Raw genomic sequence first — 15,437 nt, 5'->3', positions numbered from 1 at the left:
TTGCCATTGATTTTGGCGTTTTCGTAGGGTGCGCCAATTTATGCTTTGGCTGGCTACGAACCTGTAGGCAGGAGTTTGAATCTCTTCGGGCGCACCAGAAAATGCAAGCCCTTACAGTTAATCACTGTAAGGGCTTTTTGTTTTGGTGACGGTTGGGGGACCATAACAGTTTAGTGCTAAAGGCTAAAGCCGTTCAGTTGACAGCTCGTCCATCAGCCATTTCATCAGTGCAGAAGGCACACAAATCTCTCATGACATACAGTTGCGGCGAGGCGGGGGAGAGTGGTGAACTCTCATGCAAGAGAAATTTGCGTGGAAACCTCTTGCCGCAGCGTGGTGGTCAATTCCCATTTATCTTAATGGCAACCAAACTGATGCCGGCACTCTTTCGCCAGAGGCGAGCTGCGATGGGACTGTATTTTGCCTAATGAATCAGCTTGTCTCGTGTTTTTGGCAGGAACCTGCACAATCTGCGCGCGCAGATCTCCCGCTGTGCGGCAACTGGCCGCAATGCATCACCGCAAAGTGACTTTTTTGTCTTTATGTCGAAGCGCATCAGCTCCTTGCCAGCATAAAAAATTCTTCAGGGCGCAGAATTGTTACGGTTTTGCCGGAGAATGGCCCGAACAGACCGCTTTCCTCCTGCTGTCGCAAGATTTTGTACAAGGAAATTCTGTGTACGCCCAAAAGGCTGGCCATCTCCTGCTTGGAAACGCCCATATTGGCTGTGAGGGGGTCGCTGCCGGGGATTATGTGCTGCGCCAAAAATTTGCAGGTACGGGCCAGCACGTTATCAAGGTAGAGAGACGAAGCCTGATTTGAGAGCACCCGCAATTTTCGGGACATGGAGCACAACAGATTGATGAGCAGGTGGGGATAGTCCTTGCAGATTTCTTCTACATTTTCAGCCGTAAAGGCATAGCTCACGCAACTGGTTGCACACGAAAAATAACTCTCGGCAGGCATGGGATCAAAAAACGGCGTTTCACCAAAAACGCATCCCTCGTGAATGTACCAGAGGATTTTTTCTACCCCTTCCATGTTCTGATTCGTCAGCCGAACCCTGCCTCGATCCAAAAAGTACAATTCCTGCCCAAAGGGTACGCGATGCCCCTTGGGCCAAACCAGCTTTCGCCCCAGATGCAGTACAGAACGCCAGCTGGAGTTCATTTCGCGCATTTCCTTGAAGGCCAGGCTGCGTCCACAATTGATGCCGCGATTTTCCATTTTGCCTCCTTAGAACAGTTGCTCTGGCATTCTGATAACAGGGTTTTGCTCCAAAATGCAATTAATTGTGAAAAATGTTGCAAATGAAACACGTGCCTTCCCTGAATCGGTACTATCCTGCCCCATAGAGTGGATCAAATACCTTGTGCGCTGTTCCTCGCCTTCTGCTGGATATTGGCGCATTCCGCAAACATCAATTGATCTGGAGGAATTTAATATGGGCCATCCAACAATTTACCCCACAGGCGTTACCATATTCAAACCTGAAAAATGCTGGGGCGGGTACACCATCTTTCAGGCTCAGGAAGTTGGCGCTGTGCTTATGGATATGAACGGACATGAAATAAATGTCTGGAAGGGCGTTCACGGTATGCCCAATAAAATTTTCCCCGGCGGGTACCTTGTGACAAGCAGAGGACGCCGCAGTGGTAAATTCAGTGTGCAGGACGGCCTTGATGTTGTCCAGGTTGACTGGGACGGCAACATAGTATGGAAATTCGATCAAAATGAATTTGTTGAAGATCCTGGCTATCCTGGCCGCTGGCTTGCACGTTATCACCACGACTTTCAGCGCGAAGGCAACCCCGTGGGCTACTATGCCCCCGGCATGGACCCCAAGGCGCTTGAAGGCAAAACCCTTATCCTGGCGCACCGCAACGTGCGAAATAGCGCAATCAGCGACAAGCAGCTGCTTGATGACCTCATCCTTGAGGTGGACTGGGAAGGGAACATCCTCTGGGAATGGTCGTGCAACGAGCATTTCGACGAAATGGGTTTCCGCGAAGGCCCCAAAAATACGCTTTGCCGTAACCCCAACTACCGTCCGACCCAGCCCGAAGGCATGGGCGACTGGATGCACATCAACTCCATGTCTGTGCTTGGCCCCAACAAATGGTACGATGCTGGCGATGAACGCTTTCATCCTGAAAACATTATTGTTGATGGACGCGAGGCAAACATCATCTTCATCATCAGCAAAAAGACCGGAAAGATCACCTGGAAGATCGGGCCGGACTACGACACCTCCCCCGAGCTCAAGGCCATTGGCTGGATCATCGGCCAGCACCATGCGCACATGGTGCCGCACGGCTTGCCGGGCGCTGGCAACATCCTTGTTTTCGACAACGGCGGCTGGGGCGGCTACGACGTGCCCAATCCCGGCTCGCCCACGGGCGTGAAAGCAGCCCTGCGCGACCATTCCCGCGTTCTTGAGATAGACCCGGTTTCTCTCAAGATTGTCTGGCAGTACACACCCAAGGAAGCCGGATTCCTTGAACCCATGGACAGCAACCGCTTCTACAGCCCCTTTATCAGCGGCATGCAGCGCCTGCCCAACGGCAATACCCTCATCACCGAAGGTTCTGACGGGCGCGTATTCGAGGTTACCCCCAACCACGAAATCGTGTGGGAATTTATTTCACCTTACTGGGGCAAGCATGTGCCCATGAATATGACCTACCGCGCATACCGCGTGCCTTACGAATGGGTGCCGCAGGTGGAAAAGCCAGTAGAAACCCCCATTGAACCGCTGAATGTTTCTACCTTCCGTGTGCCCGGGGCAGCCGCAGCCGGAGACCGCGCCAAAGAAGTGACCGTTGAGGGCTGCCAGCCCTACGAAGGCAGTAACGCGCTTTGCGTGGCTTCTGTGGAAGATCCCAAAGGCTAGGCGTTAGAGAAAATTAGCGTTGAAGTGCTTCCGGGTTCGCCTCTGCCTAGTAGCGGGGCGAACCCATGATCCCCGCTTTCACAGGAGATCCTCATGATTATCAAGACTTCAGACCTGACGCCCGGGCTGCTTGCCAAATGGGGCATCAATCTGGCGCTCCCCCTAGCCTTGTATTTCGTCCTTCCCCGCAGCGAAAGCCTTACTCCCCCCATGATCGCATTTCTGGCGGTCACGCTCTGGGCCGTAACCGCCTGGGCTCTGGATACGCTGAACGACATTGCCGTGGGTATCCTGCTGCCCATCCTTTACATACTGCTTTGCAGCACACCACAGAAAGTGGTTTTTGCTCCGTGGCTTTCCGAGGTGCCGATTATCGTTATTGGTGGTTTTACCCTAGGCAAGATCATTCAGGTCACCGGCCTTGGCAAACGCATTGCGCTGACGTGCGTCAAACTCACGGGCGGCAGTTTTGCCGGGGCGCTTGCAGGCATTACCCTTGGGGCCGCCATTGTTTCTCCCCTTGTGCCTTCCATCATGGGCAAGGCGGCAATTTTTTGCGCCGTGGCGGTGAGCCTGTGCGATGCCCTCGATTTCAGGCCCAAAAGCCGCGAAGCCACAGCCGTTGTGCTTGGCACCTGCATTGCCGTAGGGGCAACCAAGCTGGCCTATCTTACGGGAGCTGGCGATCTGGTTATGGGCATGGGCATAGTGGACAAGGTCATGGGCATTCAAACCAGCTGGATTGAATACGCCAAGTTCAACTTCCTTCCCGCCATGCTGTACACGGCCATGTCGCTGGCAATTGTACTGCTTGTGCTGCGCAGCTCGGTCAACAGGAGTGTTCTGTGCGCCGTAGTGGAGCAGAAACACGCCGAGCTGGGCGATGTTACGGATGAACAAAGGCGGGCGCTTCTCCTGCTTTGCCTCACCCTGGTGCTGCTTGCCACCGACAAACTGCACCATCTGAGCGCAGGGTCAGTGCTGGTTATCATTACGGCGCTGGCCTTTATGCCCGGTATCGGGCTTATGGACGGCAAGCGCATGGCTTCCATCAACTTTGCGCCGCTGTTCTTCATCATGGGTTGCATGGCAATCGGCAGCGTGGGCGGATTCCTCAAGGTCACACACTGGCTGGCAGGTCTTGTGTTGCCTCTGTTCAGCGAAACGGGGGCCTGCCTGGCCTCTGTGTGCTCATATGTTGTGGGCGTTGTGCTGAACTTCCTGCTCACGCCGCTTGCGGCCACCTCGACCCTCTCGGCTCCCATTACAGAACTCGGCATGCAGATGGGCCTGGATCCGCGTATTCTGTATTTTTCGTTCCAGTACGGCCTGGACAACCTGATATTCCCCTATGAATACGCCTTGTATCTCTATTTTTTCAGCAGCGGCTACATCAACTTCAAAGAGATGGTTCTGGTCATGGCTTTGCGCATGCTGCTTACGGGCGGGTTTGTGGCCTTTGTGGCCATGCCCTACTGGCGCATGCTTGGATAACTCGCACACTGACAAAAGGAGGCGGGAGGATGAAAAAGCTGGGCATATTACTTTTGGCAGCAGGATTGCTGCTCGGAAGCGCACCCCAGTGCAGGGCGGTCGATTTTGACGTCAAGGGAAGTTGGCAGTTTGCCTTTGACTACATCAACGGCGGAAATTTCATGGGAAAGGACCGCAACGGCAACAACGTTGGGGGGCAACAGTGGGCTGCCATACACCAGCAAAGGGACGAGTTTGAAGCTATCCAGAGGTTGCACCTGCAACTGAACGCCAAGGCTTCCGAGAACCTTGCCGGCACCGTTTTTTTTGAAATTGGCGAACAGCGGTGGGGCATGGCAGCTCAGGGCGGCGCGTTGGGGGCAGATGGCAGCAACGTTGTCAAAGTCAAAAACGCCTATCTCGACTGGGTCGTGCCCAATACTCCGCTGAAACTCCGCATGGGCCTTCAGGGCATAAAACTCCCCGGATTTGCTCTGGACAGCCCCGTTTTTCAGGACGATGTGGCCGGAATAGCGGCATCGTGGAAAATGAACGATGCCGTCAGCATTACCGGTGTGTGGATGCGCCTGCTCAACGACAACTGGAGCGGTACAGCCTCACAGCCTGCCAGTTACATGGATAATTTCGATCTGTTCGCGTTGACCGTGCCCGTGACGGTGGACGGACTCAAAATTACGCCCTGGGGCATGGGCGGCGCCATGGGGCCAAACAGCCTCATGCCTGCCGCAGTTACCAACATGCCTGGCGGCAGCAAAAAGGTCGCCTTGACCAATCCCATAACCGGGCAGGCCATTGACGGTCTGGAATTGCGCGATGGTTTGTACCCGGCGGCCTTTAGCTCCGCCAGGGGCACCTCCAGATTGTGGAACGATGATTACAGCTCCATGTACTGGGGTGGGCTGACCGGGCAGTGGACCAGCTTTGAACCTCTCAGGATTTCATGGGATTTCATTTACGGCAGCGTTGACCACGGCAAGGAAGACCTGAACCGCCGGGGCTGGTTTGGCATGTTGCTGGCAGAATATGCTTTGGATTGGGGCCTTCCCGGCCTGTACGGCTGGTATTTCAGTGGCGATGACGACAACCCCAATAACGGTTCGGAACGTCTCCCTTACCTTGCCACCACCAATAACCTGACCAACTCGCTCTCCACCTTTGGCTACCGGGGCAATCCCATCATGGGCGGCGGCAAGGGCGTGCTGGGCGTTAACCCCAGCGGCACATGGGGCGTAGGCGCGCGCATCAAGGACGTGAGCTTTCTTGATGACTTAAGCCATACCCTGCGCGTCAACTATTTTGGCGGCACCAACGATACAAAAATGGCCTCATACATCACCGGGCGGCATGCCACTGATGCTTCAGGCAGGCAAATCTACCGCAATAACACTGACTTCAACTCGTTCGGCACGTATCTCACCACAGCCGATACGGGTATGGAAGTCAACCTCGACAGCAAGTACAAGGCAGCGGAAAATCTGACGTTTATCCTGGAACTGGGCTATATCCACCTTTGGCTGGACAATGACGTATGGGGCCACTACCAGAACATCTCCGGCACAAGCCTCAATGTCAAGGATGCATGGAAGGCGTCGTTCAATGTGGTCTATTCGTTTTAGACCCGAGCGATATTTTCGTACATGCAATGTTCACGAACTCGGAGGAATATGATCATGAGATTTCGTGCTTCCATTTCCCTGTTGGCAGGCCTGCTTGCCCTGGGATTGTCAACGCAGGCTCCTGCATATGAGGTGCATGACGGCCCCACCGGCGTCATCAAGCTCGTGCCCGAAAAAACCTTCAAGGGCTACACGCTCTTTGCGCCCACGGTCAAATGCACAACCACCTATCTAATTGATATGAACGGCGATGTTGTGCACACGTGGAAGAGCAAATACCCTCCCGGCCTCTATGCCACGCTGTTGCCCAACGGCAATCTGCTACGCGCAGCCGCCCCCAAGGATCAACCGGTTAAAATTGGCGGCGCAGGCGGCATTATTGAAGAAATGGACTGGAACGGCAATGTGGTGTGGTCGTACACCATGCTTACGGAAAACGAGATCCAGCACCACTGCTTTGACCGCATGCCTAACGGCAACACCATGATTCTTGGCTGGGAGCGCAAAACTCCCGCCGAATTCCAGGCCAAGGGCCGCAAGCCCGGCACGTGGCCTGAAGAAGTCAAGATCAAGGGGCAGGCCGTGCGCGACTTTTGGGTGGATTTTGTGCGCGAGGTGGATAAAAACGGCAAGACTGTCTGGGAATGGCATGCCTGGGATCATATCGGCACCGGCCCGGATCAACTGGACATCAACTTTGCTCTGCCCACACCTGTGGGGCCTGGATACGACAGCTTTGACTGGTCGCATTTCAACACAGTGCAGTACCTGCCCAAGACCGACCAGATTTTGCTGAATTCCCGCAACTTCAGCGAATTTTATATTGTTGACAAAAAGTCGGGCAAAATCGTCAAGCGCTGGGGCAACCCCGCCGCCTACGGCAAGGGGACGCGTCCCGAATGGTACTACGACGGCACCCAGCAGGTTTTTGGCGAACACAACGCCACCATGTTGCCCAACGGTAATGTGCAGATATTTGACAACGGCTCGGAACGGCCCGAGGGCAACCGCTCCCGCGTGATTGAGGTTGACCCTGCCAGCGGCAAGGTCGTATGGCAATATGCCGCCAATGGCGCCAACAGCTTTTTCAGCTACCGACAGGGCGCTGCGGAAAGACTGCCCAACGGCAACGTACTTGTGACATCCACGCATCAGGGGCATCTTTTTGAAGTAACCCCCACAGGCGAGGTTGTATGGGAATTTGTGAACCCCATCATGGCAGGGCAGGCCAAACCTGTTTTCTCCGACCGTGAGGATGCCGTGCCCAATGCCCATCAGACATTTACCAATATGATCCACAGGGCTTATCGCTATGCTCCCGATTATCCCGGCCTCAAGGGCAAGGATCTGAGCGTTAAGGCTCCGTTGTTGCCCGGTTATCCAAAATTCTTTGAAGTTTGGAAGCCCACCGCAGTAAAATAAAATCCGCTCCACGAAAGTTCACAGCCCCTGAGTCTTTTACAGACTCAGGGGCTGTGCGTTTGTACGCCAAAAATTGTTGTTCAGTCAGTTTCGGCAGCGTGGTGAGTGCACATGAAGAAGAACGTTGCTACCGCGTGATAAAAGAATAGCCCCGAAGGGCAATTCTTCGGGGCTATTGCTGGGGGAGTTTAACAATGGGGCAGGTCAGCTTGCCACAGCCTGAGCGTATTCCTCGGCTGTGATGCATCCGCCTTCATCGGGGGCCGTGGGTTGCACCTTTATCAGCCATCCCTGATTGTAGGGATCGTCGTTGAGCAGTTCCGGGGCGTCTGCGAGGGCTTCGTTAATGGCCGTAACCTGACCGGAGACGGGCATGATGGCCTCGCTGGTCACCTTTACGGATTCAATGGAAGCGCAGGATTCCCCCTGCCGGAAGCTTGCGCCCACAGCGGGCAGGTCAACAAAGATCACCCCGCCCAGTTGATCCTGGGCAAAGTCGGTAATGCCGATGATGCAGGTGCCGTCGGGCTGGCTTTGCGCCCACAGATGTTCTGCATGATATTTTCTGTCGTGAGGAAAGTTCACGGTATTCTCCTTGGTGGTAGCCGGGTCAGTTGGATTCCACGCGCACTCTGGGCGCCATAATGGACATGGACACAATTTCATCCAGCGTGGGATGGGCAAACATGACTTTGTGCAGGTTTTGCGCCGTATAGCCTTCCTTGATCAGCAGCAGGGCCACCATCACAAGGTGTGAAACTCCTGCGCCAACAGCGGCAATGCCTGCAATTTTGCCATCGCTCCAGACTGTTTTGACAAATCCGGCTGTGCCGCCGCTTGCCTGCGCAATGGGATTCAGGGACAGGGCCGCCTGGGAGACTTCCACGTTCTTGCCTTCGCGCAGGAGGGCCTCCGCCGTCTGGCCGACGCGCATGACTTCCATTGCCCCGTAAACGCATGAGGGCACCGGGCCGGACTGATATTCTCCGGCGCTTTCGCCAAGGATGCGTTCCGCCACGTACACAGCCTGATGTTCCGCAGCGTGGGCCAGCAGCACAAGGCCGTTGACGTCGCCCACGGCGTAGACGTTAGGGGCGGCTTCAAGAAAGGCGTTTGTCTCAACATAGCCGCGCTTGTTGAGATTGCAGCCCCATTGCTGGGCGTTCAGCCCGGCGGTGTTGGGCGTGCGGCCCACAGCCACCAGAGCCTTGGCTGCGCTGATTACCGTGCCGTCTTCCAGGGTGAGCTGCGCCTGCCCGTCAACTGTGCGCAAGTCTTTGGCCCGTGCGCCTTCGTGGCAGGTTATGCCGTTTTTTTGCAGTGCCCGGCGCAATTCTGCGGCGATATCGGTATCTTCCAGAGGTGCGATGTGGGGCGCAGCCTCCACTATGGTCACCTTGCAGCCCATGGCCGAGAAAAAATCACCCAGTTCAAGGCCGATGGCCCCCGCGCCAATGATGACAAGACTCTCAGGAACAGATTCAATGCGCAGCAGGTCGGTGCTGTCCAGCACGCAATCGTGATCGGGCGTCAGACCGGGAAATGCCGCTGATGATGACCCGCAGGCCAGAATGATGTGCTGGGCTGTCAGATCCGTAGTGCCATCTTCGGCATGGACTCGCACTGTGCCCGGCGCGATGCCTTCGCCGCGCCCGGTAAAGATCGTCACGCCCATGCTGGCAAGGCTTTTGCCAAGCGTTTTGCTCGTTCCTGAGGTGAAGCGGCTCACGCGCGTTTGGAGCGCTGCAAAGTCAACGGCAATTTCGCCCTTGGCTACACGGGTTCGTTGCTGGGCATGCAGATGCGCCAGCGGGGCCACAGCGCCGAGCAGCATCTTGGTGGGGATGCAGCCGCAGTTCAGGCAGGTGCCGCCAAGGTGTGTGTTTTCCACCAGGGCAACGCTCTTGCCCGCCTGGGCAAGAATACGCGCTGCCGTGGTTCCGCCGGGGCCGCCGCCCAGAATGACAGTATCAAAAGATTGCATGACGCCCCCTATTTAACGATGTCTGCCTTGAACAGGTGCTGGCGCGAGGCGGAGCGGTACATGAGCAGGTTCTGCTCCGGCAGGGGCTCAAGCCCGCGCATGTCCCATACCATATCCGCCGTGACGGCGGTGATGCTGTAGGGCATGGTGGGCTGGCCGCAGGCCTCGGCCACCAGTTTTGCCGCCGCTGCGGCATCTTCCCTCTTGGGCCAGTCCCAGCCATCGCCAGCGGGAAGCGGCATGGCCAGAAAGCGCACCGAGCCATCGGGCGTGGCCTGCACAAGGGCCATGGTTTTTGCCAGTTCTTCCTTGCTGGGCGCGCCGCCAAAAATTTTTGTGCTTGCCTCAGGGCCGCCCACAAGATTGCAGACTACGTGCACATCCTTGATCTTCAGCAGCTTTTCCAGCAGATCCGGCTTGCGGCCATCGGTCTGCAACCAGACCTGCAAGCCGCCAGCAGCCAGTCGATCAACAAGAATCGCAAAATTATCTTCCTGCCCGGCAGGGCATTGCGAAGGGTAAAGGCCCGCAATTTTGCCGTGGAGCATGTCGCTGCGGGTTACGCAGGCCTCCAGCGTGTGGCCCGAGAGCAGGTAGGCGATGATTTCGCCGGAACCCTGCTTGATGACCTCGCCATCGGAGAACAGGGGAAATTCCACCCCTTCAGGATTGCGGTAAATGGCCTTGCGGTTTGTGCGATAGAACGTGTTGAATTCCTGCGCGTCAGCCTTGAAATCTATGGTGTCGTATGCAATCCCGCGTTCGGCAAGAAAGGCTTTGACGATCTTGCAGCGGATGCAGTCCGGCGCTGTATAAAGGGTTATGCCCATGTGAGCCTCCTGTTACGAAAAACCGTGAATGCAGATGCGTAAATTCCTGTTTTAGCCGGAGGTTAGGCAATGTCTTCGAGCGACTTGCCACCCGTGCGCGCACCCCATACGCCAACGACAATGGCGGGGATGATGCACAGCATGCTGAAAATATAAAACACTCCGTCAAAACTGTATGCTGCATAGACAACAGGAATGAGAGGTTGTGAGAAAGCAACGGCCAGACGACCAATTGAGGAGTGGAAACCCGTGGCGGTGTTGCGAAGGTGGGTGGGGTAGGATTCCGCCGTGTAGGAAAATACGGTGAAACCCATGCCCATCACAAAGGCCGTAAGCACTGCGCCGGTAAGCACCACTACCCAGTATTGGCTTAAATTGCCAAAGATGGGGGCAAGCACGGCCATCACAAGCAGCATGATGACAATGGGAATCTTGCATCCGCCCTTGTCGGTAAATGCACTGGAGGCAAACAGCCCAAGCGGTACGCCAATGGAAATGAGCGTGGTGGCCATAAGGGTGTCTTCAAGCGGGAAACCGTGGGCCTTGAGCAGGGTGGCAGTCCAGTTGGTGACCACAAAGGTGGCAGGGTTGGTACAAACCACCAGCAGAAGAATAACCAGAGTACGTTTGAGGTATTTGGAGCTGCACATGCCAAGCAGCACTTCCTTGAGCGGCGGCTTCTGGGTCATGCATTTGCTGGCCGCATCGGCAAGGTCGATGTCTCTGCCGGTAAGGTCTTTCATCACGGCTTCCGCCTCCGCAATGCGGCCACGGGCCACGAGCCAGCGGGGGGACTCATCAAGGTAGCGCCAGGCGATGATGAGAGCGATGTAGCCAACGCCGCCCATATAGAAGATGTAGCGCCAGGCTTCTTCGTGCAGGGGAATGATCAGGCGGCAGAGCATGCCAACGACCGGCACGGCGCAAAAACCAACGCCCGCGATCATGTTTTGCCATTTGCCGCGGCTCTCGGCCGGGGCCATTTCTGCAATATAGGCCTGCGAGCAGACCATGAGGCAGAACACGCCAAAGCCCGTCAGGGCGCGTGATGCCACAAATACGTGGAAGCTATCCGTGAGGCCGTTGATGATAGAGGCTGTGGAAAACAGCGTGATGGCAATGAGAAAGGTTTTGCGCCGCCCGATGATGTCTGAGATAAATCCGCCGACAAATCCGCCGAGGGTCATGGAGGCAAAATACCAGAAGGTCACGGTTCCGATGTCCTTCATGGTCAGCCCCCAGTTGTGCATCAGCGCCGGGGCAATAAAGCCGAAGTTCCAGTTATCCATCTGTTCGCAGAAGTATGCGACCATGATGATAAAGAACACAGCCTTGTGGCGTCCTGTAACAGCAAGGCCGTCAAAGTAGTTATTGCTGATGCGCGGCGAATCCTGCATTGCGCCTCTCCTTTTCATTGTCTGCCATTTTGCATTTTTTGTGAAAAAAATCATCCACTGCCGTATTGGTTCAAAAACCTAGGCTAGCAGTGGTGCTAGTGACGTTGTTGCGGCAACCTTTTCTGAATATTTTTTTCACATTTATAAAAATATTCTTTTTAAATAGCATGTTATGCAATTTTTGAGAGGTGATACCTATTGATTGTGAAAAAATAAACTTTTTTCAAAAAACGTTGTTGCGGCAACGGTGCAGGCCCCCGGAAAGCGCCATTACAGAGCATTACTGGAAGAGGTTTCTGTATGGTTGCACTAACTTGCACAGGAGGAATGATGAAAGCTGTTCGCAACAACGTACTGGGAGTGTTGCTTGCCGGGGGCTTGCTGCTTGCGCCGGAAGCGGCCGAGGCGGTTGATTTCAAGGTCAAGGGGGCATTTGATGTAAGCTTTGAAGCATCCAATGTCATGCCGCGCGGGATTAAGGGGAGCGACACCTTCGGCGCCATCGAGCGCCTGCGCACCCAGATAGACGCAATTGCCAGCGAAAACGTGTCCGGCAGCCTGATGTTCACCGTAGGCACCGGCACCATGAATTGGGGCAAATCCGGCGACGGTGCATCTCTTGGAGCGGACAGTTCAAAGAATCTTGGCGTCCGGCATGCGTACATTGACTGGCTCGTGCCCAGGACTGATATAAAGGTGCGCATGGGTATGCAGCCGCAGCTTCTGCCCGGTTATGTGACTGGCTGGAGTGCGGTATATGGTCAGTATTCCACCGGTGTAACCGTCAGTTCTCCTCTGGTGAGCAGCGGGGATTACAAGATGGGGCTGACGGGCTTCTGGGCGCGGCCTTATAACGACAATTCTGAAATTACGCAAAACGGGCAGACGCAGAAAAACTACCTTGATAACCTTGATCTGCTGGCGCTGACCTTGCCGATCACCGGCAACGGCCTGAAAATAACCCCCTGGGGCATGTATGGCCTCATTGGCGAGAACAGCCTGCGCGGCATCAACAACAATACCGACCAGCGCGAACCTGCCATTTACGCCCCGCGCGGCGGGCTTATGCCTGTGCTTGGCAGCGGCGGCAACTATGTCAGCACGTTTGAAAAAAAGTATCGCAACGCAAACAATACCTGGGGTAATGGCTTCTGGGGCGGCCTGACCTCTGACGTCACGGCTTTCGAGCCTTTTGATATCGCGGCGGAGTTCACTTATGGCCGCGTGGATATGGGCGAGTTGAAAGATTACACCCAGTTCAGCTCCACGGGACAGACCAAGACCTTTGATCTCGTGCGTCAGGGTTGGTACGCGGCCTTGCGTGTGGATTACAAATGTGACTGGGGCGTCCCAGGAATCACCGCCTGGTACGGCAGCGGCGACGACAGCAACCCCTATAACGGTTCGGAACGCCTGCCTGTGTTCAACTCTCCCTGGCCGGTCACGCCTCTGGGTTTTGGCGGCGGTTTCTTTGATCTCAATACATGGAAGGTCCTCGGGCACAATCCCGGCGGTCTGGCTGGCGTTGTGGGCACCATCAAAGATGTCAGCTTTATTGACGACCTTACCCACACCTTCAAGCTTGCGTATTTTCATGGCACAAACAGTGCGGAAATGCCCCGCAAGGCCAATATGACGAGTTATCCCAGCAGGGCCGACGGCCCCATGGCCTACCTCACCACCACCGACCATGCCTGGGAAGGCAGCGTGTCCAATACCTACAAGATTTACGACAACCTGCTGATGAATGTTGAAGCTGCCTATGTGAACCTGCATCTTGACGGCAGCACGTGGCGTGGAGTGGAAGATTCGCAGTATCGGGATAACTGGCGGGTTTCGCTGACCTTCCGTTATCAGTTCTGATTTTTTGCAGCCCTTGGGCTGATGTGGCGGGGGAGCTTGCTCTCCCGCCTTTTTGATGGCGAAAATTCGTGAGGGTAAGATTTGTTGCGGGGGCTTCCTTAAAATTTTTACCTTGTCCTGCGTTGTTGCGGGCTGCCTCCTGATCTGAAATTAGGGAGGGAAGCTGGCTTTCCGGTGATGTTGACCCCGCGTGGGAGGTGTCCTCATTCTGCAAGAGGCACTTGTCTGCATCATGAGGAACAGGCTTTGAGCAGGGGGTCATCCATAAACGGACAGAGGCCCCGCCCGAAGACGGAGCCCCTGCAAGGAAGGTATGGCGGACAGTTTTTTATTCCGTGGCGGCAACGCAGTGCCCTGCGCCGCTGTAGTACCCGATGGTGCCGTCAACCTTGACTTCAGACATGGGCCCAAACGGGGCCGCGCCGGGTACGCGGAAGGTTTTGACTTCCAGCGGTTCAATGGCCTTTTCTTCCGGCACGTCAGCCTGCGGCACCCAGGAGTAGGGCAGGCGATAGGCGCGGTACACCCAGTTCATGGGCAGGCTGATGTGGCCCTTGTAGGGGCAGATGTATTCCCACACGATTTCGTGTTCTGCCGTCACTTCAAAAACGCGGCCATCAGAACCTTCGCAAATAAGCGTATTGCCGTTGGGCAGGCGCTGGGCAGAGCTGATGAAGGGGCTGTAAAAACGGCTGGCGTCCAGAGGCACGAGGAAGCCTGCTTCGTGCGGCGTGTACTGCCACACAATCTTGCGGGCCACGGGGTCTATTTCGAGCACGCGGGAGTAGTCGCGCTGGGCAGCCTTGACGCCCTTGGGCGCGCCGGGATTGGGGTTGCCGTATCCGCCCCAGCCGCCGTTGTCGTATACCAGAATATTGCCCTCGCCGGGCAGGCCACGGGGGATCATGTGCGCGTGGTGCTGACCAATGATCCAGCCAATGGCCTTGTCTTCAGGGCTGCGGTCATAGTCCGGGCCAAGCTGCCAGACAATCTTGCCAGTTTTTTTGTCCAGAATGAGAATAATATTGGTTTCCCGGCCATCAATGATGATGTTGTCGGGGTGGAAGCGGGCATCGCCAGCTTCAAACCATTTGTTTGGGCCAAGGGTGGACATGGAGTTGACGTGCATCCAGTCGCCCACGCCGGGGGCGTCTTCCATAAGGGTGCCACCACGGTAGTTGGGGTCGCGGCACATGGCGTTGAGCGCAGCCTCGGTGAAGCCCATTTCTTCCGCATGGTCAGAGCAGTTCCATTCCCACACAATGTCGCCGTCCCAGGTGACTTCGTAAATCACGTCGTCAACCAGCGTTTTGTCGCTGATGTAGGGCTGCACAGTGTTTTTGTGGCAAAGCACAAGAGTGTTGCCGGAATCAATCTTGGGTTCCTGGCCGGGGGCGTAATAGCCCGTGGAGCTGCCTTCACGCTGAAAATCGTGGTGCTGGCGCGCCATCCACTGAGCCTTCTGGCCGGGATCTTCGACAAATTCGGCGCGGTCGAACTTCCATACGATTTTTCCGTCCCAGTCTATCTGCACAAGATCAAGCTGATCCTGAAGCCCGTGCTTGGGGTGGCGGGTGCCGGTGCTGCCCATGAGCATGCCGCCGGGGAACATCTTGTTGGGAAAGCCGTGAACGTCCTTCCACATGCGGATTTCATGACCGTTCATTCCAAGCAGCAAAGCGCCGTTGTCCGGCGCCTGGATGATGGTGAATCCACTCCAGGCTTTTTCCGGGTTATAGACCGTTACGCCTGTGGGATAGATAGTCGGGTGTCCCATGACAACCTCCTCGGATGGGCTGAATGTGCTTACATTGAACCGTTGAAGGCTTTCCGGCAAGCAGTGCAACAACACGCAATGCCGAAGTGAAAGTCTCACGATGGCTGGTCAATGACCTGAGGCCGTTGACCGTGTACGCTGGAATGCTGCCACAAGATAAA

At 55.7% G+C, this 15,437-nt stretch carries 11 protein-coding genes and 1 tRNA gene; 6 read left to right on the top strand and 6 right to left on the bottom strand.

Annotated features, from left to right (window positions below; translation table 11 throughout):
- Nucleotides 1–15: 15 nt before the first annotated feature.
- Nucleotides 16–97 (top strand) — tRNA-Ser (locus NE637_RS07590).
- A gap of 458 nt (nt 98–555) precedes the next feature.
- Here the strand turns inward: NE637_RS07590 and NE637_RS07585 are convergent.
- A complete protein-coding gene (locus NE637_RS07585; protein WP_192113008.1) occupies nt 556–1,227 on the bottom strand; it encodes a Crp/Fnr family transcriptional regulator in 672 nt (223 codons plus the stop codon).
- Between the two features lie 217 nt (nt 1,228–1,444).
- On the opposite strand from NE637_RS07585, the gene NE637_RS07580 reads away from it, so the two are divergent.
- From NE637_RS07580 to NE637_RS07565, 4 genes are all read left to right on the top strand, one after another.
- On the top strand, nt 1,445–2,893 hold the full coding sequence (locus NE637_RS07580; RefSeq protein WP_227119497.1) for an aryl-sulfate sulfotransferase: 1,449 nt from the start codon (nt 1,445–1,447) through the stop codon (nt 2,891–2,893).
- A 93-nt stretch (nt 2,894–2,986) separates the two neighbouring features.
- Complete coding sequence (locus NE637_RS07575) at nt 2,987–4,387, top strand: SLC13 family permease (RefSeq protein ID WP_227119496.1); 1,401 nt, start codon at nt 2,987–2,989, stop codon at nt 4,385–4,387.
- Nucleotides 4,388–4,416: 29 nt separating this feature from the next.
- Nucleotides 4,417–6,003, top strand: a complete 1,587-nt coding sequence (locus NE637_RS07570; protein ID WP_227119495.1) for an outer membrane homotrimeric porin — start codon at nt 4,417–4,419, stop codon at nt 6,001–6,003.
- Between the two features lie 54 nt (nt 6,004–6,057).
- Complete coding sequence (locus NE637_RS07565) at nt 6,058–7,425, top strand: aryl-sulfate sulfotransferase (protein WP_215647443.1); 1,368 nt, start codon at nt 6,058–6,060, stop codon at nt 7,423–7,425.
- A 204-nt stretch (nt 7,426–7,629) separates the two neighbouring features.
- Here NE637_RS07565 and gcvH read toward each other — a convergent pair whose 3' ends face one another.
- The 4 genes from gcvH to NE637_RS07545 all read right to left on the bottom strand — a co-directional run bounded on the left by gcvH (nt 7,630) and on the right by NE637_RS07545 (nt 11,636).
- On the bottom strand, nt 7,630–8,010 hold the full coding sequence (gene gcvH / locus NE637_RS07560; RefSeq protein WP_227119494.1) for a glycine cleavage system protein GcvH: 381 nt from the start codon (nt 8,008–8,010) through the stop codon (nt 7,630–7,632).
- A gap of 25 nt (nt 8,011–8,035) precedes the next feature.
- Nucleotides 8,036–9,409 (bottom strand): dihydrolipoyl dehydrogenase family protein, encoded by a 1,374-nt coding sequence (locus tag NE637_RS07555; RefSeq protein ID WP_227119493.1) that lies wholly within the window; start codon nt 9,407–9,409, stop codon nt 8,036–8,038.
- Nucleotides 9,410–9,417: 8 nt separating this feature from the next.
- Nucleotides 9,418–10,239 (bottom strand): glutaredoxin family protein, encoded by an 822-nt coding sequence (locus NE637_RS07550; protein ID WP_227119492.1) that lies wholly within the window; start codon nt 10,237–10,239, stop codon nt 9,418–9,420.
- 62 nt (nt 10,240–10,301) lie between these two features.
- Nucleotides 10,302–11,636, bottom strand: a complete 1,335-nt coding sequence (locus tag NE637_RS07545) for an MFS transporter (RefSeq protein ID WP_256267629.1) — start codon at nt 11,634–11,636, stop codon at nt 10,302–10,304.
- Nucleotides 11,637–11,966: 330 nt separating this feature from the next.
- On the opposite strand from NE637_RS07545, the gene NE637_RS07540 reads away from it, so the two are divergent.
- Nucleotides 11,967–13,499 carry an outer membrane homotrimeric porin gene (locus NE637_RS07540; RefSeq protein WP_227119275.1) on the top strand — a complete coding sequence of 511 codons (1,533 nt, stop codon included), beginning with the start codon at nt 11,967–11,969 and terminating at the stop codon, nt 13,497–13,499.
- A gap of 328 nt (nt 13,500–13,827) precedes the next feature.
- Here NE637_RS07540 and NE637_RS07535 read toward each other — a convergent pair whose 3' ends face one another.
- On the bottom strand, nt 13,828–15,276 hold the full coding sequence (locus NE637_RS07535; RefSeq protein ID WP_227119274.1) for an aryl-sulfate sulfotransferase: 1,449 nt from the start codon (nt 15,274–15,276) through the stop codon (nt 13,828–13,830).
- Nucleotides 15,277–15,437 lie beyond the last annotated feature (161 nt).

It is taken from the genome of Desulfovibrio desulfuricans, from assembly GCF_024460775.1.
In the GTDB taxonomy this organism is placed as follows: domain Bacteria; phylum Desulfobacterota; class Desulfovibrionia; order Desulfovibrionales; family Desulfovibrionaceae; genus Desulfovibrio; species Desulfovibrio desulfuricans_E.
The sequence above is the reverse complement of the archived record's forward strand: the minus strand, read 5'-3'. Positions and strand labels throughout refer to the sequence as shown.

Bases quoted from the DNA above. Each gene is read 5' to 3' on its own strand.
- NE637_RS07540 (WP_227119275.1), top strand. From the start codon at position 11,967: ATGAAAGCTGTTCGCAACAACGTACTGGGAGTGTTGCTTGCCGGGGGC.
- NE637_RS07565 (WP_215647443.1), top strand. From the start codon at position 6,058: ATGAGATTTCGTGCTTCCATTTCCCTGTTGGCAGGCCTGCTTGCCCTG.
- NE637_RS07535 (WP_227119274.1), bottom strand. From the start codon at position 15,276: ATGGGACACCCGACTATCTATCCCACAGGCGTAACGGTCTATAACCCG.
- NE637_RS07580 (WP_227119497.1), top strand. From the start codon at position 1,445: ATGGGCCATCCAACAATTTACCCCACAGGCGTTACCATATTCAAACCT.
- NE637_RS07545 (WP_256267629.1), bottom strand. From the start codon at position 11,636: ATGCAGGATTCGCCGCGCATCAGCAATAACTACTTTGACGGCCTTGCT.
- NE637_RS07575 (WP_227119496.1), top strand. From the start codon at position 2,987: ATGATTATCAAGACTTCAGACCTGACGCCCGGGCTGCTTGCCAAATGG.
- NE637_RS07555 (WP_227119493.1), bottom strand. From the start codon at position 9,409: ATGCAATCTTTTGATACTGTCATTCTGGGCGGCGGCCCCGGCGGAACC.
- NE637_RS07570 (WP_227119495.1), top strand. From the start codon at position 4,417: ATGAAAAAGCTGGGCATATTACTTTTGGCAGCAGGATTGCTGCTCGGA.
- NE637_RS07550 (WP_227119492.1), bottom strand. From the start codon at position 10,239: ATGGGCATAACCCTTTATACAGCGCCGGACTGCATCCGCTGCAAGATC.
- NE637_RS07585 (WP_192113008.1), bottom strand. From the start codon at position 1,227: ATGGAAAATCGCGGCATCAATTGTGGACGCAGCCTGGCCTTCAAGGAA.